Below are 23,945 nucleotides of genomic sequence, written 5' to 3' on the forward strand. Positions count from 1 at the left end.
CTGACTTACATTTAATGGTGTCGCCATCAAGGTACCCTGTTAGCGCTGGCCTCTCTTGCCTGATTCAGCCTCTGTGCTATCTGGGTACTTGTTATATACTTGCCGCCTGATGATTCGCAGCAATAAAACAGACTGTTGCCCCGGGTCTTGTCGGAAACATGCTGAATCAGTTCAAGCGCTTTTTCAGGATTGGCTTTTGTGTCTTCACCCCGAAGGTAAATACCCGCCAATTGAAACTTTGCTATCAGTGCATCACTGGTTTGATTGAAATAGCCTGGCTTGCCGGTTGCGCCAGCCAGTTTACCATTAGCCCAGTCGTCGTCTGCTTCCTGAGAAGCCGCTAACTGATACCATCTTATTGCTGCAGGAATATCTTTTTTTACGCCTGAGCCGAGTTCATAGGCAACCCCCATGCGTAATTGCGCCCAGGGTTCTCCTCTTTCCGCTGCTGGCTTCAATATTTCAAATACTTTTGCATACTCATATCTTTCCCAGGCAATATCAACCGTCCTCTCGCCCGGGTTTGGGTTGGGACCTGCACAGGCAGCCAGTAAAAACAGTGAAAGAAGAATGTATGTTTTTTTCCTATGTACGGGACAAAAAGTATAAAAGTCAGGATTTATGGGAGCTGGAGGGTATGAGCTGACCTTCCCGTCAGGTAACCTATCCGGTCTCTTAACTCCGTACAGTTTACCGTTGTCGTACATGAAAGAAGTCAGCTCATTAGCCGCAGAGCTTAAAGCCCATTTGCCCTGGCATCAAGCCCGAATTATTTTCCTTGCCCAGTTTATGCTCTCCTTGTTGCGAGCACGCTCTACCAACCTGTATCGGGTTGCTGAGAATTTTCAGAGTACTGCGCTCACGGAGTCCAGCTACAGGCGCATAAAGCGTTTTTTCTGGGGCTATGAAGTCTGTCTGAAGCAAATCGGGAAGCTTATCCTCCACTGGCTTGGTCTTGAACGCTATACATTGTGCATGGATCGAACCAACTGGAAATACGGCGGTAAAGACATCAACTATCTTGTAGTGTCTGTAGCATGGCAAGGGGTCTCCATCCCCATCGCATGGGTCTGCCTGACTAAAGGAGGAGGCAATTCAAGTACACAGGAGCGCATTGATCTTATGAAGAAAGTGATCGCCCTGATACCTGCAGAAAAGATCGACAATCTGCTGGCAGATCGTGAGTTTATTGGCAGGGAATGGTTCGAATGGCTGGAACAGAATCATCTTTTGTTTCGACTGCGTATTCGTGAAGACTTTAGCATCGATGGGCGCAACGGCAAAAAGTTGCGAGCAGGCCAGCTGTTTCGTCATCTAAAATATGGCCAGTCTGAAGTTTGGATGACTAAGCGTCGTGTGTCTGATGTTTTGCTCTACATTGCTGCAAGGCGGTCACCGAAAGGGTTGTTAATCGTTGTTGGCACGAAAAATCCGGAGACCATGATTGATGATTACTCTCAACGCTGGAGTATAGAGACTCTGTTTGGTTGCTTGAAAAAACGAGGATTTGAGATTGAGTCCACTCATATGACAGAGCCTGAAAAAATGGACAAGCTCATGGCAATTCTTGCGCTGACTTTTCTCTGGTGTATGGTTGCAGGCCACTGGAAATACGGTGAAGCCGATCAGCTGCCTCTGAATAAACACTACCGCCCTCAAAATAGTCTTTTTCGGCTTGGCTTGGACTTGCTGCGACGGGTACTTGTGAACTCATGCCGTCGAAGTGATGAAACATCTTTTTCGGACCTGCTTTATGTTTTGTCCCGTACATAGGTTTTTTTCATGTTTTTTCCTTAGCCCGAATATTTCATAAATGAGCAACAAGTTCCGGAAAAAACATTCCATTCTGATTTTTTCGGAGGTCTGTTGCTCTACTCTCCATGAAAAAGGTATTACAACCCGAACTCACCATCAATTCGGATGTTTTTTGATCAGCACCTGCTTTTTCAGGACAACAGAATTCCCCAACACTCTTTCTGTTGGTCACTATTTTAGTCTGATTGAGTTTATGAAGCTGACTATCCCGGTCGAGACAGCGGCATTGAGTAAAAGACTTCGGTTATATGCTGCAAAAGCCCTTTTATTGGGCAGCTGCGAGGCAAGTGCAGTTTGATTCGGTCTTTATACTCAACCACCTTAACCGCAATCTTGCAGAGCTTTACTATCACCGTTGATGGCTGGGCTTTTTCCAGCTCTGTACCTTTCAGAGCTTTAGTTCTCAGCTCATGATGAAGAACGTAAGCCGCGCAGGCGTAAAACATTCTCAGATGGTTTGCCAGAAAGCCCTGATCTGACAACCGGTCACCGGACAAATCACTTTTCAGGTGTTTGATGAAATTCTCATCCTGCCCTCTGGGGCAGTAAAGCTTTTCATAAATATCCTCAGGTGAAGTCTCCTTCATTGACGTCACAATAAAACGGGGGTTGTCGCCTTTCTGGTTGACCTCTGCCTTATAGATTATCCGGGTGTCCAGCCCTTTCCAGCTTTTTGCCTGATAGTCCGTTTCTCCGTAGAGCTTGAGTCGCTCAGGCTCTGGCATGTTGTTCAGTTTTGCCAGCCCGGTTTTAACGTCGAGAGCTTTCCGCGCTTCATCCAGCAACTCTTTGGCTTTAGGTCGCAAGGCCGTCTTGTGTCCTGCGCCTTTTCCCAGCACGTAGTCGGAGTGAGGGTCATCCTGAACAACCTGCATTAACTCTGGTTGGGCAAAGTGGCTATCCCCACGAACCAGTAAATGGGTTTTCGGCCATCTTGTACGGATCAGCTTAATGAGGCGCTGGAGAATAGCTGCATTCTCTCGGCCTGTGGGTGTTTTTCCAGGACGCAGGATCGAAGTGATCAGCTTGCCGCTGAGCCCCTCAAAGATCATTAAGGGCAAGTAACAGTAGTCTTGATATTTGGCGTTGAACAGGTTCATCTGCTGGCCGCCATGGGTGATAGCAGGCGTATGATCCAGGTCGATAATGATGGCTAATGGTGGGTATTCATAACTGCTGATGAAGTGATCAGCCAGTGCTTTGGTCATATTATAAATATCCCGTTTGGTCATGGACTGACCAAGCCTTGTATACGTTGGAGCGGAAGCCAGATGGTTATCATCGTCCAGTGGGTTTCTTCCATTGGCAAGCTTAAAGATTGGGTCTTTACGCAGATGGTTGCTGTCGTTTGCATCTTCATAACCACAGGCCATTTGCAGAACTCTTTGGGCAATGAGTTCTTGCAGGGTGTGGTCGATGTAGGATTGATGACGTTTATCGTCAATGCCGTCAGTCAGCCTGGATATGATACCGCTGTGAAGCATTGTTTCACGTAGCATCAGGGCGCCAAAATCAGAGGATAATTCTCCGCCATTGAAGTCTGCCCGGATAGTTTTTCCGTTGGAGGGGTGAAAACGAAGCTGTTCTTGTGTAAGTTTGTTCATGGCAAGTTCCGGTTTGCTTCTTCCGAAGCATTTTTTTGGTCGACCCAATTATATCAAGTGATTGGGCGGAACTTGCCTCTTTTTATGAAATATCCGGGTTAGAGTATGTGGCCATCGCTATTGGTTCAGAACTGAAATTCCCGGTCTTAATAAGGCGAACTGCCATTGCCAGCCGACGGATTCGTTCAGAGTCAGTTGAGTCGCTTTAGATTTGCGATAAAAGAAATAGTTCCGGCTCTCAGCAAAGTAGTACATTTTATCTGATCGATTTGTTCAGGAACCCCGTCCTGCAATTGCAGAATGGCATTAACAAAAAATGTAGAGGTCAGCCTCGTGGTGCGGGAAAGCACAGAGTAGCCTGATTGACCTTCAGGCAGAGGGGTTGCTCATATTTTAATTAAAACAAAAAACATGATTGGATAAAGAACCAATCAATCCAAAACCTCAGTCTCAACTGTGAATCGCCTTATCAGGCATCAACACAGAGCCGTTCGCAATTATGTTTCAAGACCGGTTCAAACCGTAAAATTGGTTGGCTATTCATACAGAACTCATCACAGGCCATTACTTTCTTTGCTACTTTTTCTTTCTCTATACCAGCAGAACATACCTTAAATCTCTTAGGATTTAATTTACTGCGGATTGCTACCGGTGTTTGTCAACAAATTTTCTCAGTCAAGAGGTAGAGCTCAACTATGAATAATTCTGTTCGATTAATAATGCTATTCGTTGCAATGACATTGCCCTGTTCCGGGTATTCCGGAGATGATCTCCACGGCGCAGAGCTCGCTTTGACAACGGCGCAACTCATCGTGATGCTCAATCGCCTTATAGGTTCAGACCACCCCGGAAACAATATAGAACTTAACTCGGTTGAAGTATCGTCATTTAACAGAGATCACTTTACATCCGACTACTGTCCGCCAGAAATGCAGACAGTTAATGGTGTGCTGCGGGTAAGTGCAACATTTGAAATAACTCCAGAGAGTGCTGAACTGACCGCTCCGGAACCCCGGGATCTGGAACTCAGAGTTGCCGGATACTTCTCAACAATCCTGCCAATTTTGACTCAATATTTCGTAAATCAGTTCACTCAGGATAGTTGCCTGGGTTTTGCTCACCTTGATCGCTACCTGTCTGAGAGTGAATATTGCTATGTAGCTGATAGTGATGACGATAATAGTGATGACGATAATAGTGCGCCTCAGGCGTCTCCAGCTTCATTAGAGGGTAATAGCGAACTCTGCGTTGCCTCTGCCTCCACTGCCGGGGCTGAATCATCCGCTGGAGCTGTAGATGGAGCTGGGGCTGAATCCTCCGCAGAGGCTGGAGCTGTAGCTGTAGCTGTAGCTGTAGCAGCCAGAAAAACATGTCAAGTTTATCAGTGCAGTAAAGAAGGATGCCGCCCTTATAAATGTGCTCCAAATTGGGGGATTCATATGACACTGGACGAGCAGCAACGGTTCCTCACTGTGGAAGCTAATCTGCTTTATTCAGGTATTCTCAACGCCAAAACAGAGAGGGATAAAGATGAGTATGAGGGGGAAGATGAGGATGAAGATGAGAATGAGGTCGATTGGACACGTAAGTGTATTGACCTATACAACAATGGCCTCGACAGAGGGTTAAGTAAGCACCTGTCTTATCAAAAGAAAAAAGAATAGAGCAAGTGCTTAGGCTAATCGGGTAGCTGGAAGTTTCTGGCCTCCAGCCACCGCAACTGACAAGGTCGCATAAGCACAACCTGCCATAGCAACTACTCAACCGGTTTGTACATTACTAACCCATCAAACACGCTCAAACACAGTCGTAATGCCCTGCCCCAGTCCCACACACATGGTGGCAATACCCAGAGCCCCATCATTCTGCTTCATCACATTCAGCAGTGTGCCGGATATCCTGGCACCCGAGCAGCCAAACGGATGTCCCAGAGCGATCGCCCCACCATGGAGATTGACCTTTTCATCCATTTTGTCGAGTACTTTCAGGTCTTTCAGTACAGGCAGCGCCTGGGCTGCAAAAGCCTCGTTCAACTCCAGATAGTCAATATCGTCGATGGTCAGCCCTGCCCGCTTAAGCGCCTTCTGTGTACTGGGGACTGGCCCATAACCCATAATGGCCGGATCAACACCAGCAACCGCCATGGCCCTGACTTTTGCCATGGGTTCAATGCCGAGGTCTTTCGCCCTTTCCGCCGACATGACAATCATGCACGAAGCCCCATCGGTAATCTGTGACGAGGTGCCTGCGGTTACCGTCCCGCTGGCTGGGTTAAACGCCGGTTTCAGGGCAGCCAGACCTTCCAGGGTCGTATCTGGCCGGATGGTTTCGTCAATGGAGAACAGTCCCAGGTTGCCATCGCCGTCATGGCCCTCCATGGGAATAATTTCATCCTTAAAACCACCTTCCTGAGTCGCAGCCCAGGCACGCTGATGGGAACGATAGCCAAACTCATCCTGTGCTTTACGACTGATGCTGTGCATCATGCCCAGCATTTCAGCCGTCAGCCCCATCATGCCGGAGGCTTTGGCGCCGTACTTCGAAAGCTTCGGGTTCGGGTCAACCCCGTGCATCATGCCAATATGCCCCATGTGTTCAACACCGCCTACGACAAACACATCACCGTTATTGGTCTGTATGGCCTGAACCGCACTGTGCAGTGCCGACATGGAAGAACCACACAACCGGTTGATGGTCTGCGCCGCAGAGGTGTGGGGAATAGAAGTCATCAGCGACGCCATTCTGCCAATATTCCAGCCCTGCTCCAGAGTCTGGTTAACACAGCCCCACAGAACATCTTCCACTTCAGCCGGATTGACTTTCTCATTACGCTTAAGAACACCTTCAATCAACGCTGCCGACAGAGTTTCCGCCCGAACGTTACGATACATACCGCCCTTGGAGCGTCCCATTGGGGTTCGGCCGAAATCGACAATAACGGCATCTCTGGGATTAAGACTCATTACATTATTCTCCTTATCTGACTCCTTATCTAACGACTGCCGATTCAAACGTTGTAAAAACGCTTGCCGTCTGCCGCCATCTGCCTGAGGCCATCCGTTGCCTGATACAATGGACCAAGGTAGGCGTATTGATCCGCGAGCTTAACAAACTGATCAACCCCCATGGCGTCGATATACTTGAGAATGCCACCCCGGAACACCGGGAAGCCAATACCCATCACCAACGCCATATCCGCCTCAATAGCCGATTGCACAATGCCTTCTTCGAGGGTACGGACGGTTTCCAGCCCCAGTGGGATCATCATCCGGGCAATAATCTCTTCTTCTGAAAACTCTCTCGGTTCTACCACCACCGTCTTCAGCAGTTCAAATGTTCGTTCATCCACCTGTTTCCCGGGCTTGCCCTTCTTGTCCGGTTCGTAGATATAGAAGCCTTTACCGTTTTTCTGTCCGAACCGTTCCTGCTCGAACATCACATTCATCGGGGTTTTACCATCGGCCTTCATGCGCTCAGGATAACCTTCTTCCATAACTTTCTGAGCATGCTGAGCCGTATCAATACCCACAACATCTAACAGGTAAGCGGGCCCCATGGGCATACCAAAATGCTCCATCACCTTGTCGATTTTGCGAAAATCCGCGCCATCCTGAACCAGTTGTGAGAAACCACCAAAATACGGGAACAATACCCTGTTCACCATAAAGCCCGGACAGTCATTGACAACAATGGGGGTCTTGCCCATTTTGTGGGCATAATTGACGACAGTGGCAACAGTTGCATCACTGGTTTGTTCACCACGTATCACTTCCACCAGCGGCATCATGTGTACCGGGTTGAAGAAGTGCATACCACAGAAGTTTTCCGGCCTTTTCAGTGCCTTAGCCAATTCAGTTATGGAAATAGTTGAAGTGTTACTGGACAGTACCGCATCGTCCCTGACCTGCTCTTCCACTTCAGCCAGCACCGCTTTTTTCACAGACTCTTTTTCCAGAACGGCTTCAACCACCACATCCACTTCGCCAAAGTCACCATAAGACAGGGTTGGCACAATACGGTTCAGGACTTCACCCATTCCGTCACTGTCAAGCCTACCTTTCGCAACCCGTTTGGACAGCAGCTTGCCCGCTTCTTTCAGCCCCAGGTCAATACCCTGCTGATTGATATCTTTCATCAGGATCGGGGTTTTCTTCAGGGCAGACTGATAGGCGATGCCACCGCCCATAATACCCGCGCCCAGCACCGCCGTTTTTTCAACGGGGCCGGACTGCTGTATCCACTCTTTAGCCTGTTTTTTAAGGAACTGGTCACTCAGGAACAGTCCCACCAACGCTTCAGCAACTGGCGTCTTTGCCATCTTCACAAAGTTTTTCGCTTCGGCTTCCAGTGCCTTGTCCCTTGGCAGGGTGGCGTGTTTCTGAATGGTCTTGACGGCCGTGACCGGCGCGGGCATGTGAGGACCGGCTTTCTGGGCGATGAACGGTTTGGCGGTTTCAAACACCATCATGGCTTCCATCGGAGGCAGTTTCAGTGGTTCCCGTTTTTCCTGCTTACGCCCCCGGAAATCCAGCTCTCCTGCGATACAACGCTGCAACAGAGTAGCGGCCGCTTCCATCAGTTTTTCCGGTTCCACAACGGCATCAACCGCACCGATTTTCAGGGCATCTTCAGGCTTCCAGGTTTTACCCGTACAGATCCACTCGATGCCATTATCAGCGCCGGTAATCCTCGGCAGGCGTACGGTTCCACCCCAGCCGGGAAAGATGCCCAGCTTCACTTCCGGCAAGCCAACGCTTCCCTTTGTTGACAGCACCCGATAGTCGGTTGCCAGACAGACCTCAAAACCGCCGCCCAGCGCTGTGCCATTGATGGCAGTCACCGTTGGGATATCGAGGTCTTCAAGGCGGTTGAATAGCCGGTTCACATCCATGACCAGCCCGAACAGGGTGTCATCATCCAGCCGGAAATTGGCGACAAATTCGGTAATGTCCGCGCCAACGACAAACACCTCTTTACCACTGCTGAGGATCAGCCCTTTTATCGTAGAGTCCTGCTCTATGGCGGCCAGCGCCTGGTCAAGATCCTCCAGGGCCAGCTGGTTAAACTTGTTAACCGACTCGCCTTCCAGGTCAAACCTTAGTTCAGCGATGCCCTCGCTGTATTCCAGCACCTTAAATGCTTTTCCCTGATAGATCATTGAGTGCTCTCCGGTGAAAATAGATCGTTATTGTTTATTTTTATTGTTTACTGTTATTGCCTGACGGGAAACCCAGCAGGAAGCATCATCAACCACGAGAATCATACAGTTGTTTGAATTTTTAGGAAACATCCTGTTAAATTTTGTTCGGCAAGTCATACCAAACGAGCGAACAGCGTTATGCCATAAGCTTCAGTTCCATTCAGGTCAACCTGTCATTCAAGGTGTTTTTTATATTGGACAATGACCTGAGGCACAATAAACTAAGACTTCCACGGCTATTATGACTGCAATGACAGAAAGCTCATTCTAAAGAGGAAAACTGCCTATGAGTCTCTACAAACACATCCTGGTCGCCATTGATCTGTCCGACGAGGCAGACGATGTACTGGAGAAAGCCAGGTTTCTGGCAGAAACCAACGGTGCCCGCCTGACTCTGGTTCATGTTGTTGAGCCACTCAGTGTTGCCTATGGCAGTGATATTCCCCTTGACCTGACCACCTTACAGGACGAAATCACCCAGCAGGCACGGGACCGTATATCCAGCCTGGCGGAAAACATCCATCTGGATAAAGGTCAACAGCACGTGGTTTATGGTCGACCGGAGCGGGAAGTTCATCGTATCGCCGAAGAAAGCGATGTTGACCTGATTGTCGTTGGCAGCCACGGGCGCCATGGTCTGGCACTGATTCTGGGCTCTACCTCCACCAGCATTCTGCATGGCGCTTGCTGTGACGTCCTGGCTGTTCGTGTCGGAAAGAAGAAGAACAATAACCACCACTAACCAAACCGCTGATTCGGATATTAAGGTTGCCCACTGTCAACGTCCGGGCAACTTTTTCTGGTTTCCTGATGTGGTGTTAAAAGTGAAAGAAGGCAAGTGATGTCCGAAACGGTATTATTCTCCGGAATCAAAAAAGGCCTGCTGTTACCCATCGGGGTTTTTATCTTTCTTTGCAGCGGCGCTGTCGACGCTACCCCCCCTGAAAGACATTCAGGCGCTCAGGCGCCATCTCAGCAATCAATGGATCTGACAGAGGAGGATCTGGATTTTTTTCGTACTGTGGCAGATATCTGGCGTACCGTGCGAGCTATTAACCAGCAAGCCAGTGAATCTCTCAGTTCCGGTAATGATGCACTAAACGGCATAGCGGCAGAGGTTCCGTGCGAAGCACCATCACCGAGACCAGCAGGCACGACCAGTGAGGAGGAGTTTTTTTATCTCGTGGAAGAAATCCGCAATTCCGTGCGAGCTATGATCCGGGAAGTCAGTGAATCCCTCAGCTCCACCAATAACGCACCTGGCAACAGAGTAACTGTGAATTCACAGGAACCCGGCGCTGAAGGTAACGCCGGGGAAAGGGACGACTCAGAGGCCGTTTGTATGAACCAGCATTCTGCTTGCGAGGTTCTCCAAACCAGTGAAGATTAAATCGCCTCCAGTTCTTCCCAGCGCTCCATTTTCGTTTCAATATCAGCGTTGACCTGTTCCAGCTTCAGCAAGGTTTCCTGAACCTTCTGTGAATCGCCGGTATAGAAATTCGGGTCTGCTATTTCTGCTTCAAGCGCTTCCAGCGTCTGCTCCAGCGTTTCAATCTCACCCGGAAGGGCATCCAGCTCACGTTGCAGCTTGTAGCTCAGCTTTTTCTTCTGGGGCTTATCCGTCTTCACAGGTTCAGCTTTGGCAACGGGCTTTTCGGATTTTTTCTCCATGGGTTCTGCCACCAGCTGGTTAATGTCACCTCCCTGTCGCAGCCAGTCATCAAAGCCTCCAACATACTCACGGATTTTACCGCCCGGCTGGAACACCAGACTACTGGACACCACATTATCCAGAAACGACCGGTCGTGACTGACCAGCAACACAGTGCCGGTGAAGTCCACCAGCAGGGATTCCAGCAGTTCCAGTGTTTCAACATCCAGGTCGTTAGTGGGTTCGTCCATCACCAGCAGGTTGGCAGGCTTGCTGAATAGACGTGCCAATAACAGGCGGTTGCGCTCACCACCCGACAGGGCTTTTACGGGGACACGACAGCGTCCTGGCGGAAACAGGAAATCCCCCAGATAACCGATAACATGACGGTTGCTGCCATTAATGGTGATGGTTTCACGCCCTTCAGCCACGTTATCTATCACCGTTTTTTCCAGATCAAGCTGGTTACGCATCTGGTCAAAATACGCCACTTCCAGCTTGGTGCCAGACTTGACCTTGCCCTTTTGAGGCGCCATTTGTCCCAGCAGAATACGCAGCAGCGTTGACTTACCGGCACCGTTAGCACCAATCAGGCCCACCTTGTCACCACGCATAATCCGCAGACTGAAATCTTCAATAACTTTATGGTTATCAAAAGCCTGGGAGATATTTTTAACCTCCATTACCAACTTGCCGGAGCTGTCACTCTGCTCGAGACTGAAGCTGGCTTTACCCTGCACTTCCCGTCGCTCCCGTCGTTCTTCACGCAGGGATTTCAGCGCCCGAACCCGTCCTTCATTACGGGTGCGGCGCGCCTTGATCCCCTGACGAATCCAGGATTCTTCCTGTGCCAGCTTTTTATCGAACAGCGCATTCTGTTCCGCTTCCACTTCCAGAGCATGAGCCTTGCGCTCCAGATACGTCTTGTAATCACAGTCCCAGCTGGTCAGCTTACCCCGGTCCAGTTCAATAATACGGTTAGCCAGGCTCTGCAGGAAGGATCGGTCGTGGGTAATAAACAACAATGCCCCATTGAAATCCCTGAGCTGTTTTTCCAGCCAGTCAATGGCAACAATATCCAGATGGTTAGTTGGTTCGTCCAGTAACAACAGGTCAGGCTCACACACCAGCGCACGAGCCAGTTCAACACGACGACGCCAGCCACCGGACAGTTCTTTCATCTGCTTCTCAGCAGGCAGCCCCAGCTTTTTGATAACTGTTTCAACCTTTTGCTGCAGACTCCAACCATCAACCGCTTCCAGCTGTTGCTGAACCCGCTCCAGGGCTTTCATATCCGCATCGGATTCAATGGTCATGGAGAGGCGGTGAAAATCACTGATCAGTGTACCCACCTGCTCCAGTCCGGACGCAACCACGTCATACACTTTCTGGTCGTCCTGACCCGGCAGGTCCTGATTCAGCATGCCGATTTTAAGGCCGGGTTTTCGCCAGATGCTGCCGTCATCGGCAATAATCTGTTCCGATACCAGCTTCATCAGGGTCGATTTGCCTGCACCGTTACGACCGAGCAGACATACCCGCTCACCTTTACGAATCTGAAAATCTGCGCCGTCCAGCAGCGGCTGGTCACCATAAGCCAGACTGATGTTATCTAATCGAAGTAGCGGCATTGCCTTGAGAACCATTTATCAATAGACAGGGAGAGCAGCTGCTCTCCAGAGGAATGGCAGAAAAGGATACCTGCATAACAGGGGTATGTCATTCTCCCACACGACTTGTTTTTCCAGTTCCTGCTTCTAATCTTGTTACGCTTGGCTTTATGCCCTGCCACCTGAAAAGGTCTGACTGATAAACATAAAGCGATTACAAAATAAACCGGACTGGCAACATTGACGTTATGAATTTTATATTTGCACCCATGCTGATAAAAATCTTTAGACTATGGTTTGTATTGCCAATTTTTACAGCCGGCATCACTGTAGCCATGGAATGCGGAAGCCTTCAGCAAGTTCAGGCTCCTGATGCTGTTGTTCAAAACAGACCCGTAAGGCCAGAGCAACTGCTCAATCCTGACGATCAGGCAATAATTGCTCCAGGTCGTTTTGATCTGCTCAGGGGAGAGCTTAGGGAATTGTACTCAACACATCAGAACAGCGAAGCCAGAGTATTAAGAGTAATGCTTTGCCTGCCTCTCTGCTGGCCCTGTCTGGGTTGTTTATTTGGCTATCGCTATTTGACCAGTTTCTGGTTCGATGATCTGCGAAATATGCTCACAGAGAATTATAGTTTCAGAACATTCTTAAATAATCTGGCTTCTGACAATCACCTGCAAATTCTCCAATTCAATAATCTACAAATAATAATCATCTGGTTAAACTGGATTCTTGGAACTTCGGACAGTATCCAAATTCAAATAGCTGAAGGTGCCAGTAGCGAACAAACAATCAATGTGATCGCAAGCCAGAATTTCGGAAACAACACTTTACGTATTGATACCTCAGCGATCAGGGATCGCATCGTTACTTTTCACCAGGCAGACACTATTTATCTCATTGAAAGATTTAACGCAATGGTATCTATTATTAACACCAATGAGTCAATTCCTCCTATCGTTATCTATCAAAGAAGCCCTGACTACATCAGAGTTCTGACGCTATACGATTTAAGGGATTTTTCTGTGACAGGAGACCTTCAGGCAGTCATTAATACCGAACTGGAAAGACTTGGTCACGCAACAGAAACCAACGTAGAGATCTCAACTATTCAGCACTTCCTGATCCGGGATGAACAGTCAGAATGGGTAGAGCTGGATTCTGATGCAACAGATTGAGTGCCGAATCCGCACCTGGGCTTCCAGATCCTTAAAAGAATATTTCCATGTTTTTTACAAACTTAGGGTGTAAATTTGCATTGAGGATCGAAGTAGCCCCTCGCCAAATCGGATAACTGCGTCGTTGGAGGATATGGTTTTCCAGTTTGTAGGGTTGGTTTTTCAGCAAAGCCGTTACGGTTTCCGGTTCCGGAAAAAATCCACAACTCAAATAAAAAGGTAAAACCGGCGGCGCAGGCAGAGGTACATGCAAAAAGAGGCCTGAGTTAATCTGAACCTCCTTCACAATTAAATACACTAAAGCGGTTCCCAGGGACAGGTTTTGATATTCCGTATTAATAATCATGCGGTCTATAGAGTACCAGTTCTCACTGACCGTCTGATGCGATGGGTTTTCTTCACAGTAAGGGTTTGCGCCATAATCTGCGTAAATAGAGCCAATTTCATTATTGTCCTCAGTGTAAAGGGTGTAGTTCAGCAAGTTGAAGGAAATGTTTTTTTTACGCAGCAATATAAATTCATTGCCACTTTTTTTATGGTGGAGGTTTAATTTAGAACACGTTAAGAAATCAAACTGAAAACCAGCCATGAGTCCCTCCTCTGTTCAGGTAACGCCCTGAATCCAATAAAACTAACCAGTATTCAGAGCGTGGGTTGATCAGGCGGGTAACATTCTCTGCAGGCTTGCCAGACCCGCAGCAGGCATTTCAAGACTCAACACAGCCGCATCAGCCGTTCCAAATCCTGGTCCATCCGACGGTACGCCATCGCATAATAACGCAGTCAAAGCACTGACCAGCGGCATGTGGCTAACCACCAGCACATTACCCTGTTCAGGCAACTGCCCTATGGCATCAGCCGGGCGGTCATCAGGCGTGATACCATTGATGGTATCAACCTCAACACCCAATATCTCAGAGGCAATATCCGCCGTTTGCTGAGCCCTCAGATAAGGACTGGCAACGATCCGGTTTACGCCTTCACCCTGCAACTGCTCAACTGTGTGACGCACTTCATGACGTCCGGCCTCAGTCAAAGGTCGCAGCGAATCGCTGGGGGCAGACCAGGATGCCTGCCCGTGTCTCATAATAATTAACTTCATGGATTTAAAACGCTGTTGTCATCTTTCATAACGCTCACCTTTCAAGAGAAGCCGCTTAGTCCCCGGAGCGTGACTCACTCTCAGGCCAGTCAGAAAAGGGGAAAGGCTTTTTCTCGGCGTTGAACGTAAGAAACTCCAGAATCTGGAAAAAATAAAGGTTAAGGCTTTTGGAAAAGCCCAGTAAACGGGCATTAGGCTCCCCACTGACAAACCCCAGTACTGTCTGCACCAGGGCGACAATAAACACCAGAAGCCCGGCAAAATAGCCAGCAACCAGATAAAACGCCATAAACAGCAGTCGCAGCCAGCGAGACTCAGATTTAAGATTATTGACCAGTTTATCGTCCATATTCTGTTGCCCCCTTCTCCTTATCGCACCATAAATTCGACGTCAGTCTTCAGCTCTTTCATCATCATGCTTTTAACCAGCTGCTGTACATCATAACCTTCAAAGATAATTTTGTGCAGCCCGTCTGCCAGTGGCATATAAACGCCCAACTCTTCAGCCTTCTGATGCACCTGACACAAAGTATTGACCCCCTCTGCTACCTGCTGAAGCGCTTCCTCTGCCTGCTTCAGGCTTTTGCCCTGTCCCAGGGCATACCCCACCTGATAGTTACGACTCAGACTGGAAGTACAGGTAGCGATCAGGTCCCCCACACCGGCAAGTCCCAGAAATGTCAGCGGATTCGCCCCCAGCTTCACGGCAAACCGGCTCATTTCGGCCAGGCTGCGCGTAATCAGCATACTCTTGGTATTTTCACCCATTTTCATGGCAGCTCCCATACCCGTAACAATCGCATAGATATTCTTCAGGGCACCTGCCAGTTCGACCCCGTAAACATCATGGTTGGAGTAGACCCGGAAGTAATCGCAGTGCAGCACGCCCTGAACAATTTCGCACAGGTCATCATCTTCACTGGCAATAACTGAAGCTGTCACGGCTTTGGCAACGATCTCCTTAGCCAGGTTGGGGCCACTGAGAACACCCACCCGGATATCGGACACCTCTTCTTTGAGGATCTCGCTCATCAGGTCAAAAGTGACCGGTTCAATCCCCTTGGTGGTACTCACCACAATTTTGCCCTTCAGCAGATCGCCCGCCTGTTGTACCACTGAGCGGAAGGACTTGCTGGGGATGGCGATCAGTACGATATCGGCATCCGCAAGCACCGTCTGCAGATCCGTTGAAGCCCAGACTGACGGGTGGATAGAGAAACCCGGAAGATAGCGATGATTCACATGATCATCATTGATCCCCTGAACCTGCTCCGGATTGCGCATCCACAGGCGCACTTGATGTCCGTTGTTGGCTGAGATATCAGACAGAGCGGTGCCAAAGCTGCCGCCACCCAGAATGGCTATGGTATACTGCCTGCTGCCGTTGCTCGGTGTCATGTTTCGGTTTCCGGTCAGATTATTTCCTTAGAAGTCAAAATGATACCTCATAGCAAGACACTCAGCAGCATAGAGTATGCGTTAACGAATAAATCTGTGCGTAAATGTGTCCACAAATATGAGGGGTGTTCCTTCACTGTTGTAATTTTGTTAAATGCCCCCAAATAGGCATGATGTGCAACGAGAGCAATGGTATAGTTCAGCACAAAAGAGAGAGCAGACACAAGCCGCTATGAGCGCATAAACAGCCATGAGCGCATAAACAGCCATGAGCGCATAAATAGCCATGAGCGCATAAATAGCCATGAGCGGCTCTTTATGAAAATAGAGCTGTTCAAAAAGCAGCTATCATACGCACACAGAATGACGGAACCTACAGAGCGTTTCCGATTGCCCATTGACTGCGTCCGGACTGAATGCTGATGCAGACACTTCATGGAATAACGAACGAATGAAGCAACAATCCTTCGAAAAAGACGATCTGATCAGCTGTTCACAAGGTGAACTGTTTGGCCCGGGCAATGCACAACTGCCTGCCCCCGATATGCTGATGCTGGATCGCATTGCCCATATCTCCGACGAAGGCGGCGCCTATGGCAAGGGCGAAATCATTGCCGAACTGGACATCACGCCAGACCTGTGGTTTTTTGACTGCCATTTCCCGGGTGACCCGGTGATGCCTGGCTGTCTGGGGCTTGATGCCATGTGGCAGCTGGTAGGCTTTTTCCTGGGCTGGCAGGGCAATCCGGGCCGGGGCCGGGCGCTGGGCTGTGGTGAAGTGAAGTTCACTGGCCAGATTCTGCCGACCAGTAAGAAAGTAACCTATCGGATCAATATCAAGCGCGTTATTGCCCGCAAACTGGTACTGGGCATTGCTGACGGCAGTGTCAGCGTCGATGGCAGAGAGATTTATACTGCCGAAGGGCTGCGCGTTGGTCTGTTCCAGAACACAGACTCTTTCTGATTTCATTCAGCTAATTCAGGTTTACACAAATGAAACGAGTTGTAATTACAGGGATCGGCATCACTTCCTGCCTGGGTAACACTCAGGACGCAGTGGCCGACTCTCTCAAGCAGGGACGTTCCGGCATTCGCTTCAACGAAAGTTATGCTGAGCAGGGATTCCGCAGTCAGGTGTCTGGCAGTGTTGACATTGACCTGAGCGAACACATTGACCGCAAAACCGTTCGCTTTATGGGCAGCGCCGCTGCCTATGCCTACATTGCCATGAAACAGGCGATTGAAGACGCTGGTCTGGCCGAAGACCAGGTCTCTAACCCACGAACCGGCCTGATTGCAGCCTCCGGCGGAGCCTCTTCCGAAAACATCGTTGAGTCTGCCGACATTATGCGCAGCAAAGGCGTTAAGCGTGTTGGCCCATACCGTGTGACCCGCACCATGGGCAGCACCGTTTCAGCCTGTCTGGCAACACCGTTCAAGATTAAGGGTGTTAACTACTCCATTACGTCTGCCTGTGCCACCAGCGCACACTGTATTGGCAACGCGGTAGAACAGATTCAACTGGGCAAACAGGATATTGTCTTTGCCGGTGGCGGTGAAGAAGAACACTGGACCCAGACCGGCCTGTTTGATGCCATGGGCGCGCTGAGTACCAAATATAATGACACACCGGACAAAGCTTCCCGGGCTTACGATGCTGACCGTGATGGTTTTGTTATTGCGGGCGGCGGCGGCATGGTGGTCGTTGAAGAACTGGAACATGCCCTGGCACGGGGCGCTACAATCTACGCGGAAATCGTCGGTTACGGTGCCTCCTCTGATGGTTATGACATGGTCGCCCCATCCGGTGAAGGCGCTATTCGCTGCATGAAGATGGCACTGGAAACCGTTGACGGTCCTGTTGACTACATCAACACCCACGGCACTTCAACTCCAGTGGGCGACGTTGCTGAGCTGAAAGCGCTGAAAGAAGTGTTTGGCAATGATATGCCTACCATCAGTTCCACCAAATCCCTCTCTGGTCACTCCCTGGGGGCTGCCGGCGTACAGGAAGCCATTTACTGCCTGCTGATGATGAAGCACGACTTTATCACCGCCTCAGCTAATGTTGAGACTGTCGATCCGGAAGCTAAAGGTCTGCCCATTCTGGTGGGAGACGCTAAAGAACAAAAGCTGAACCGCATCCTGTCTAACAGCTTCGGCTTTGGTGGCACAAACGCCTGTCTGGTGATGCAGCGCTACGATAGCTGATGTAGAAGCTGATACACCTGAAGACCGCTCTCCGATAACCCGGTCAGCGTTCAGAGCTGCCTTCTTCAGAAGGTGGCTCAACCCTCTACCCCTAAGCACCCCGCAGTCCCATCAAATATTCTGCCGCAAATCATCGCTGTGGTGTTTAGCTGGCTGGATGTTGATCATGCCTTTTTCTCGCATAACGGTTTGGAAATTGAAAAAGATAAGAGCTATGTTCATTAGCTAATAAAGTCAACGCAGTCCTGACAAAATAACTGAATACGAATGAATAATATTACTACTGCCGGGCTGATCCTATTTAGCCTCTGCTGGTTCTCTTTGCCACTGTCTGCAAACAATATCTATCCGTGGTTGGCAAAGACCGTCACCCTCCATAATGACAAAACCAGAAACAATAATTACGAACTTAACCCCCGCTTACCGGAAGGCTGCTCCTCAGGTCCCTGCCCGAAGCGCTCACTGATGCGTGCTTACCAGGAGCTACAGTTCAAAGGCCTGAAAAGAAATCAAGCCATTCCCACCCACGATAAAGACGGAAAGACCCTGCGAGTGGTCACCTATAATGTGCATTTCTGGCAACAGGCTGGCAATGAACACTTTTCAACGTCAGAGAATGTCGCCAATGAATTGATTAAAGAAATGGTAGCCATGAATGCAGATGTTTATTTATTGCAGGAGGTCGCTTTCGAACAGAATATCATTCATCGCCTGCTCAAAGCGCTCAATATGTCTGACAATCAGTACTATTTCTGCCCGGAGTCAGGCAACTTCAAAAACGCTCTTCCTGTAGGCAACCTGACTTTGATACGTAAAAAAGCTAAGTACCTCTATACCAGTTACTATTTTTATAATCCAACTGTGACTGGTACAGATTTTCTTCCCCATGATGGCATCCTGACTGACACCCCATCATTACAAGGACGATGTGCCATTATTAATACCATTATTCCAGACGGAACGGATCAGGCACTACAAATTGTTAACATACATCTTGACCATACCGATGACAGTCAGCATAAAACATTGCAACTAGAGGGTACTTTGAAAAAGATTGCTGCTGATCCCTATTATCCTCAAATAGGCACCCTTCTTATTGGCGGCGACCTCAACACCCCGATGGCAAGACAGCTGCCAGAAAGAAAGCGTCTTGCCATTACACGCGATGCCCGGTCAAGAAATACAACAGTAGACTTACATTTACTGGAACTGCTGGAACAACATGGCTATACAGACTCTTTTGACCACGCCTGCATTGCTCCCCCCGGAGCAACCGTCTGGTCATTGATCCGTATTGATTACCTGTTCCTTAAACCCCAGAATCACAACAATGCCTGCTTCACTGGCCAGTACCTGTTTCATACGCTTAACAGCGATCACAGCGCCCTGGTGTTTGATATCAAATTCACGCCATAAGCTGACTGCTTATGGCTATTTTGAACTTATCTATGGAGCCTGTCGGACTTAAGCGTCCGCAGCGAGGATTGCAAGAAATTGAGGATAAAAATTTCTGATTTTGAGGCGAATAGCGAGCTATTCAACGAGAAAGCAGGAATTTTTAGACCAATTTATTGCAACCGCACGACGGCATGGATGCCGGAGCTAGGGCAACGCAGGAGCAGTTGCCGGTAGGACAGTCTTAAGTCCGACAGGCTCCTATGACAATATGTCGTTAATTCGCCCTGCTACAAACTCCGTTGAGCCATCCATGTGAAAATGATGTGTGCCATCTACAGCGTGAAAATGCACATTAGGAAAACGCTCGGTACTGTGTCCGACAATCGAGTCAACCACACCTTTTTCGGCATAAAACATGTGGGCATCACACTCAAGGGCATCAACAAATGACATGGCCTGCTCCGGCGTAAACCGTAAAGGCGAAGACAGCGTGAGCCTTGGATCGGTTCGCCAGGTCCAGGCATCGCCATCCAGATAAAGCGCCCGCTCTACCAACAGGGCAGATGATTCCCGGCTGACCGGAAACTGTCCAAAAGATCGGATACGAACAGCGTGTTCCATAGTCTTGAAACGATTAATGGTTTTACCTTTACGGTAAGCCCGGCGCTGCTCAATATAGTCAGCCAGAACCCTTGGAGCATCTTCCGGTTTTCTAGGCCAGGGATACAGTCCATCAATACAGATCAGATGCTCGACCCGCTCCTTTAAAACGGTGGATGCCATAACAGAAACCACAGCTCCCAGCGAATGCCCCATCAGACTGAAGCTCTGCAGATCTAATGTGTCAGCAATATCAATGATGTCTTCAACATAGTTCCAGACGCAGTAATCCATATCCGCCGGACGATGCTGTGAACGTCCATGCCCGGCCAGATCGACAGCGATCAGTCGTATATTCTTTAACAGCGGGGCAACGGGGGTAAAACTGGCAGCATTGTCCATCCAGCCGTGAAAAGCCAGAACCGGTTTTGCCTCCGGGTCACCCCACTCCAGGCCGGAAAATACCATTCGCCCTGTATTGATCTCAATATCCCCGGGCTGCATAGCACACTCCTGTCAGCCTATTTTTCAATGGCTTAACCTTCTTAATAGTCAACAAAGCGCGTTAGTGTATTACAGCTGAAGCCATATGTCAGGAAGGAGTGTTGCGTTAAAACTATTCACCCACCGCTAGCAGCAAAGGCAGGCTTTGCAGTCGTTTTATAATTCGATCCAGCATGGCAGGGTAAAGCGGGTGACGCACCAGATCTGAGTGAGCCTCCGTTGTCAGTCCCTGGGGCAACCAGGCAACTTCCGGCATAAAAGTCTGCTCACCCCGGTTCTGCAGTAAAAACTGCTGAGCCAGCCTGGCCTGCTCCTCACTGCCCGTGAGTGCCGTAGCAAAGCGTATACCCGCCATATTGGCGGTTAAATCCGAAAAACTGAAACCACTGCCTCCCGCCCTGGCATCAGCCTTCTCTTTACTGATTCCTATATTCAGGGCGGTCTGTTCATCCAGAGTCAGGGCCAGAGCGGCACTGACCAGAAAGTGCTGGGTAAGGTCAAAACGCCCCCTGAGGATAATGGGGCGATCCATAAATCTGGGCTTAATGCCAGGACCCAATAAAGATCGAACCGAATCGTCCGCCACCTGAATCGCGAAAGCCCGGATCATACGACGATTCTCATCAACAGCACTGGCCTGCTCGCTGCGCGACACCGCCAGCCCTACCATGGTTCGCAATAAATAGGACATGGGAATATCAGACAGGGAATGCTGAGAAGCAGCCGCTGCCAGAACACTGAGATAAAGCTCTATGGCGGCTTTTTCTTCCTTATCACCTAAAACCAGCTCCTCCGCCTGAGCTTTGAGGGTTTCTCGTAACTCTTTGTTGGAGCGATACACAAGAACAGCTTTATCGGGCAGAATATCAAAACGCTTGACGGCACCGGTAACGGTTTTCCAGAGTCTGGCGCGATTTTCAGGGAGCGCAGGGTAAACCACTTCAGTCCATACCCAGCTTATCCACTCACCGGCTAAAGTCACACTCCCCATCATAACAGAATCCCAGCTGGGAACCCCTTCATGACCTGAAAATACCAGCTCAACATTCATAAACCGGGGCTGATCAAGCTGAATCTTTGTACTGACTTTCACCACCAGCTTATCATCAGTAAATGCGGTATCAGCGCCATAAATTTTCACCCACTCCTGCCCTGCCTGGTTCAGTCGGCTGGACCAGTAAAAAATCAGTGAGCGCAAATCCTGGTCATTAATTTCAACACGAAATAACTTGTTCGAATCCACATCAGACTTCACCTGGGCAATCCAGTGTTCCGCCCGCTCAATAGATGGCGTCGAATCTTTCCAGCCCTTAACAACTGGCACAGGCTCAAGGGAGACGATAAGCCACGTTAAAACGGCACCGAAAAACAAGGCCAGAAGAATAAACAGCCCACTAAAAACTTTGAAGATAGCTCCCACAGTCTGCTTCCTGTTGTGAATATCAGGTAAAACCCTGCTGTATAAGCTATCGGCGGCTTTGGTCAGGAAATCACCGGGTCAGAAAAGTCTTCTTAACCCGGTGCAGCTGGCAATGAAAGGACTGATTACAAACTGCTCGAATCAGGTTGCGGGAATAAGGGGTCATACATTGGCTGTTTCATGGCTTCCCTGACCAGGCTAAGCAGGTCAGACTCTCCCAACACCTGCAAATCAGCCAGCGCATTGATCACGAAATAAACCGGCTGAACAATATCGATACGATAGGGCGTACGCAGCGCCCTGTTGACCCCGAACGGTTGATGGGTGGGTTTACTGCCAAGGCAGGAGAGTGTTTCTTTATAGCTGGAAAGAATTCCCCCACCATAGATGCGTTTTCCCCGGCTGGTTTCAAGCAATCCGAATTCCACTGTAAACCAGTACAATCTGGCCAGATAAACCCGTTCTTCCTTACTGGCTCCCAAACCCACCTTGCCAAAGGTCTGGGTCAGGGAAGCAAAAGCCGGATTGGTCAGTAGTGGGCAGTGACCGAATATCTCATGGAAAATATCCGGCTCCTCCAGGTAATCCAACTCGTCCCGGGCTCGAATAAACGTCGCAACCGGAAACTGCTTATCTGCCAGTAACTGAAAAAAACGGTCAAATGAGATCAGCGCCGGAACCCGGGCAACACCCCAGCCTGTCGCTTTTTCCAGAACCTCAGAAACCTCCGATAGTTGAGGAATAGTATCCGGCGACAGCCCCAGCAGTTCCAGACCGGAAATAAACTCATCACAGGCACGATTCGGGAGAATCTTTATCTGCCGATTATAAAGAATGCTCCAGGTTTCATGTTCTTCATCCGGATAATGGATAAAACCCTGTTCATCCGGTTTTCTAGCCGTATATTTTGATGATTTCATAATTACTCATCCCTGAGAACTCCACGACGAATCTGGTCTCGCTCAATACTCTCAAACAGAGCCTTGAAATTACCTTCACCAAAGCCTTCATCTCCTTTGCGCTGGATAATCTCAAAAAAGATCGGACCAATCACCGTCTTGGTAAAAATCTGCAGCAACAAGCCATCTCCGGTAGCATTGGTCTGCCCGCCATCCAACAAAATACCCCTCTTTTTCAATGCGCTTTCATCTTCATCATGCCAGGGCAACCGTTCAGACAACATTTCATAATAAGTATCTGGCGGTGACGGCATAAACCCGGTTCCCAGCTCGCGCATACGATCAACGGTTTCGAAAATATTCCGGCTGGTCAGGGCGATATGCTGAATCCCCTCTCCATTGTACTGCTCCAGATACTCGGCAATCTGGCTTTTGTCATCAGAAGATTCATTGATAGGAATTTTTACTTTGCCACAGGGACTGGTCATTGCCCTGGACCTCAGGCCTGTCAGTTTACCTTCGATATCAAAGTAGCGAATTTCCTTGAAGTTAAACAGCCGCTCATAAAAGCCGGCCCATTTGTTCATATCGCCCATGGCGACGTTGTGGGTCAGATGATCCAGCACTTCCAGACCAACACCGTCTTTATCTGAAGTCTTTGATGCCGGTAACGTTTCGAATTCATCGTCAAAAATGGAACCGTCTTCGCCATAGCGGTCGACAAGGTAGAGCAGGCTATGACCAATACCTTTAATACAGGGAACCTCACCAAGCTCAGAACCACCGGCGTCGGCACCCAGAGACAGCGCACGATCAAAGGCGTAGTCGGCATCAGCGACCCTTATGCCAAAAGAACAGGCACAGGGACCATGGACTTCATAAAACGACCGGCCAAATGAAGTCGCCTCTCCATTGACCAGAAAACGGATGTCCCCCTGTTCGTAGAGAGTAATATCTTTGGATTTATGCTTTCTGGCTGGCACAAAACCAAAACTCTGGAAAAGCTGATGAAGCTCCTGCGGATTGGCTGAAGCAAATTCAACAAACTCAAATCCGTCGGTACCCATCGGATTACTGTCAGTAATTAACTGCGTTCGATTCGTTTCCTTCATGAATTACCCTCACTGATATCGGGATAACAGTATAGTTAAGAGCGGTTGCGGTACTGTTTTTTTGTTGTGAACTGAATCTCTATTGTCGGTTATCTACTCATCCAGTATATCGACCACAAGGCGCAGTACAACCACTCATTTGAAAGTCACGGTCAATCATTAGCATGCTGCCGGAACTCCGGGGCAAGAATTGTCCGCCTGGAAGAAGGCAAACCGGCAGAGGCTATGAAAGACCACCAT

At 49.2% G+C, this 23,945-nt stretch carries 21 protein-coding genes; 8 read left to right on the forward strand and 13 right to left on the reverse strand.

Translation table 11 applies throughout. The features are described 5' to 3' along the window. Positions 1 to 26: 26 nt before the first annotated feature. On the reverse strand, positions 27 to 458 hold the full coding sequence (locus NX722_RS10425) for a tetratricopeptide repeat protein (protein WP_262567917.1): 432 nt from the start codon (positions 456 to 458) through the stop codon (positions 27 to 29). Positions 459 to 705: 247 nt separating this feature from the next. On the opposite strand from NX722_RS10425, the gene NX722_RS10430 reads away from it, so the two are divergent. After that, positions 706 to 1,773, forward strand: coding sequence for an IS4 family transposase (locus NX722_RS10430; RefSeq protein WP_262565188.1), 1,068 nt, complete (start codon positions 706 to 708; stop codon positions 1,771 to 1,773). Positions 1,774 to 2,018: 245 nt separating this feature from the next. Here NX722_RS10430 and NX722_RS10435 read toward each other — a convergent pair whose 3' ends face one another. Beyond that, entirely contained in the window at positions 2,019 to 3,419 is a 1,401-nt protein-coding gene (locus tag NX722_RS10435; protein WP_262563610.1) for an IS1380 family transposase, read from the reverse strand. A 695-nt stretch (positions 3,420 to 4,114) separates the two neighbouring features. Between NX722_RS10435 and NX722_RS10440 the strand changes: the two genes are divergently transcribed. Continuing rightward, complete coding sequence (locus NX722_RS10440) at positions 4,115 to 5,083, forward strand: hypothetical protein (RefSeq protein ID WP_262567918.1); 969 nt, start codon at positions 4,115 to 4,117, stop codon at positions 5,081 to 5,083. Positions 5,084 to 5,206: 123 nt separating this feature from the next. On the opposite strand, the gene fadA is transcribed toward NX722_RS10440, so the two are convergent. Both fadA and fadB read right to left on the reverse strand, forming a co-directional pair. Further along, positions 5,207 to 6,382, reverse strand: a complete 1,176-nt coding sequence (gene fadA / locus NX722_RS10445) for an acetyl-CoA C-acyltransferase FadA (protein WP_262567919.1) — start codon at positions 6,380 to 6,382, stop codon at positions 5,207 to 5,209. A 44-nt stretch (positions 6,383 to 6,426) separates the two neighbouring features. Continuing rightward, complete coding sequence (gene fadB, locus NX722_RS10450) at positions 6,427 to 8,577, reverse strand: fatty acid oxidation complex subunit alpha FadB (RefSeq protein WP_262567920.1); 2,151 nt, start codon at positions 8,575 to 8,577, stop codon at positions 6,427 to 6,429. Between the two features lie 328 nt (positions 8,578 to 8,905). Here fadB and NX722_RS10455 point away from each other — a divergent pair, with 328 nt between their 5' ends. Then, positions 8,906 to 9,361 (forward strand): universal stress protein, encoded by a 456-nt coding sequence (locus tag NX722_RS10455; protein WP_262567921.1) that lies wholly within the window; start codon positions 8,906 to 8,908, stop codon positions 9,359 to 9,361. A gap of 99 nt (positions 9,362 to 9,460) precedes the next feature. Further along, positions 9,461 to 10,009: a hypothetical protein gene (locus tag NX722_RS10460; protein WP_262567922.1), complete on the forward strand. Its 549-nt coding sequence runs from the start codon at positions 9,461 to 9,463 to the stop codon at positions 10,007 to 10,009. Here the strand turns inward: NX722_RS10460 and uup are convergent. After that, complete coding sequence (gene uup, locus NX722_RS10465) at positions 10,006 to 11,901, reverse strand: ATP-binding cassette ATPase Uup (protein ID WP_262567923.1); 1,896 nt, start codon at positions 11,899 to 11,901, stop codon at positions 10,006 to 10,008. The two genes, NX722_RS10460 and uup, sit on opposite strands and share 4 nt — an antisense overlap. A gap of 281 nt (positions 11,902 to 12,182) precedes the next feature. On the opposite strand from uup, the gene NX722_RS10470 reads away from it, so the two are divergent. After that, positions 12,183 to 13,061, forward strand: a complete 879-nt coding sequence (locus NX722_RS10470) for a hypothetical protein (RefSeq protein WP_262567924.1) — start codon at positions 12,183 to 12,185, stop codon at positions 13,059 to 13,061. 31 nt (positions 13,062 to 13,092) lie between these two features. On the opposite strand, the gene NX722_RS10475 is transcribed toward NX722_RS10470, so the two are convergent. The 4 genes from NX722_RS10475 to NX722_RS10490 form a co-directional block, all read right to left on the reverse strand. Next, positions 13,093 to 13,650 (reverse strand): GNAT family N-acetyltransferase, encoded by a 558-nt coding sequence (locus NX722_RS10475; protein ID WP_262567925.1) that lies wholly within the window; start codon positions 13,648 to 13,650, stop codon positions 13,093 to 13,095. 69 nt (positions 13,651 to 13,719) lie between these two features. Further along, complete coding sequence (gene sixA, locus NX722_RS10480; RefSeq protein WP_262567926.1) at positions 13,720 to 14,163, reverse strand: phosphohistidine phosphatase SixA; 444 nt, start codon at positions 14,161 to 14,163, stop codon at positions 13,720 to 13,722. A 55-nt stretch (positions 14,164 to 14,218) separates the two neighbouring features. Further along, positions 14,219 to 14,512: a DUF4389 domain-containing protein gene (locus NX722_RS10485; protein ID WP_262567927.1), complete on the reverse strand. Its 294-nt coding sequence runs from the start codon at positions 14,510 to 14,512 to the stop codon at positions 14,219 to 14,221. Positions 14,513 to 14,532: 20 nt separating this feature from the next. Continuing rightward, on the reverse strand, positions 14,533 to 15,561 hold the full coding sequence (locus NX722_RS10490) for an NAD(P)H-dependent glycerol-3-phosphate dehydrogenase (protein ID WP_262567928.1): 1,029 nt from the start codon (positions 15,559 to 15,561) through the stop codon (positions 14,533 to 14,535). A 451-nt stretch (positions 15,562 to 16,012) separates the two neighbouring features. On the opposite strand from NX722_RS10490, the gene fabA reads away from it, so the two are divergent. From fabA to NX722_RS10505, 3 genes are all read left to right on the forward strand, one after another. After that, positions 16,013 to 16,525, forward strand: coding sequence for a 3-hydroxyacyl-[acyl-carrier-protein] dehydratase FabA (gene fabA, locus NX722_RS10495; protein ID WP_262567929.1), 513 nt, complete (start codon positions 16,013 to 16,015; stop codon positions 16,523 to 16,525). A gap of 29 nt (positions 16,526 to 16,554) precedes the next feature. Beyond that, the gene (gene fabB, locus NX722_RS10500; RefSeq protein ID WP_262567930.1) at positions 16,555 to 17,772 is read left to right on the forward strand and encodes a beta-ketoacyl-ACP synthase I; all 1,218 of its coding nucleotides are present in this window, start codon (positions 16,555 to 16,557) and stop codon (positions 17,770 to 17,772) included. 267 nt (positions 17,773 to 18,039) lie between these two features. Continuing rightward, a complete protein-coding gene (locus tag NX722_RS10505; protein WP_262567931.1) occupies positions 18,040 to 19,188 on the forward strand; it encodes an exonuclease/endonuclease/phosphatase family protein in 1,149 nt (382 codons plus the stop codon). A gap of 240 nt (positions 19,189 to 19,428) precedes the next feature. On the opposite strand, the gene NX722_RS10510 is transcribed toward NX722_RS10505, so the two are convergent. From NX722_RS10510 to hppD, 4 genes are all read right to left on the reverse strand, one after another. Beyond that, on the reverse strand, positions 19,429 to 20,274 hold the full coding sequence (locus NX722_RS10510; protein WP_262567932.1) for an alpha/beta hydrolase: 846 nt from the start codon (positions 20,272 to 20,274) through the stop codon (positions 19,429 to 19,431). A gap of 112 nt (positions 20,275 to 20,386) precedes the next feature. Then, positions 20,387 to 21,694 carry a hypothetical protein gene (locus NX722_RS10515; protein WP_262567933.1) on the reverse strand — a complete coding sequence of 436 codons (1,308 nt, stop codon included), beginning with the start codon at positions 21,692 to 21,694 and terminating at the stop codon, positions 20,387 to 20,389. 125 nt (positions 21,695 to 21,819) lie between these two features. Further along, positions 21,820 to 22,614 carry a phenylalanine 4-monooxygenase gene (gene phhA / locus NX722_RS10520; RefSeq protein ID WP_262567934.1) on the reverse strand — a complete coding sequence of 265 codons (795 nt, stop codon included), beginning with the start codon at positions 22,612 to 22,614 and terminating at the stop codon, positions 21,820 to 21,822. A gap of 2 nt (positions 22,615 to 22,616) precedes the next feature. Then, positions 22,617 to 23,705, reverse strand: coding sequence for a 4-hydroxyphenylpyruvate dioxygenase (gene hppD, locus NX722_RS10525; protein WP_262567935.1), 1,089 nt, complete (start codon positions 23,703 to 23,705; stop codon positions 22,617 to 22,619). Positions 23,706 to 23,945 lie beyond the last annotated feature (240 nt).

This window comes from Endozoicomonas gorgoniicola (assembly GCF_025562715.2).
Lineage (GTDB): Bacteria > Pseudomonadota > Gammaproteobacteria > Pseudomonadales > Endozoicomonadaceae > Endozoicomonas_A > Endozoicomonas_A gorgoniicola.

Excerpts from the sequence above, each read along its gene's own strand:
- uup (WP_262567923.1), bottom strand. The coding sequence starts at position 11,901 with ATGCCGCTACTTCGATTAGATAACATCAGTCTGGCTTATGGTGACCAG.
- phhA (WP_262567934.1), bottom strand. The coding sequence starts at position 22,614 with ATGAAATCATCAAAATATACGGCTAGAAAACCGGATGAACAGGGTTTT.
- fadB (WP_262567920.1), bottom strand. The coding sequence starts at position 8,577 with ATGATCTATCAGGGAAAAGCATTTAAGGTGCTGGAATACAGCGAGGGC.
- NX722_RS10490 (WP_262567928.1), bottom strand. The coding sequence starts at position 15,561 with ATGACACCGAGCAACGGCAGCAGGCAGTATACCATAGCCATTCTGGGT.
- NX722_RS10455 (WP_262567921.1), top strand. The coding sequence starts at position 8,906 with ATGAGTCTCTACAAACACATCCTGGTCGCCATTGATCTGTCCGACGAG.
- sixA (WP_262567926.1), bottom strand. The coding sequence starts at position 14,163 with ATGAAGTTAATTATTATGAGACACGGGCAGGCATCCTGGTCTGCCCCC.
- NX722_RS10485 (WP_262567927.1), bottom strand. The coding sequence starts at position 14,512 with ATGGACGATAAACTGGTCAATAATCTTAAATCTGAGTCTCGCTGGCTG.
- hppD (WP_262567935.1), bottom strand. The coding sequence starts at position 23,705 with ATGAAGGAAACGAATCGAACGCAGTTAATTACTGACAGTAATCCGATG.
- NX722_RS10510 (WP_262567932.1), bottom strand. The coding sequence starts at position 20,274 with ATGCAGCCCGGGGATATTGAGATCAATACAGGGCGAATGGTATTTTCC.
- NX722_RS10430 (WP_262565188.1), top strand. The coding sequence starts at position 706 with ATGAAAGAAGTCAGCTCATTAGCCGCAGAGCTTAAAGCCCATTTGCCC.
- NX722_RS10435 (WP_262563610.1), bottom strand. The coding sequence starts at position 3,419 with ATGAACAAACTTACACAAGAACAGCTTCGTTTTCACCCCTCCAACGGA.
- NX722_RS10505 (WP_262567931.1), top strand. The coding sequence starts at position 18,040 with ATGAATAATATTACTACTGCCGGGCTGATCCTATTTAGCCTCTGCTGG.
- NX722_RS10440 (WP_262567918.1), top strand. The coding sequence starts at position 4,115 with ATGAATAATTCTGTTCGATTAATAATGCTATTCGTTGCAATGACATTG.
- fabA (WP_262567929.1), top strand. The coding sequence starts at position 16,013 with ATGAAGCAACAATCCTTCGAAAAAGACGATCTGATCAGCTGTTCACAA.
- NX722_RS10475 (WP_262567925.1), bottom strand. The coding sequence starts at position 13,650 with ATGGCTGGTTTTCAGTTTGATTTCTTAACGTGTTCTAAATTAAACCTC.
- NX722_RS10460 (WP_262567922.1), top strand. The coding sequence starts at position 9,461 with ATGTCCGAAACGGTATTATTCTCCGGAATCAAAAAAGGCCTGCTGTTA.
- fabB (WP_262567930.1), top strand. The coding sequence starts at position 16,555 with ATGAAACGAGTTGTAATTACAGGGATCGGCATCACTTCCTGCCTGGGT.
- fadA (WP_262567919.1), bottom strand. The coding sequence starts at position 6,382 with ATGAGTCTTAATCCCAGAGATGCCGTTATTGTCGATTTCGGCCGAACC.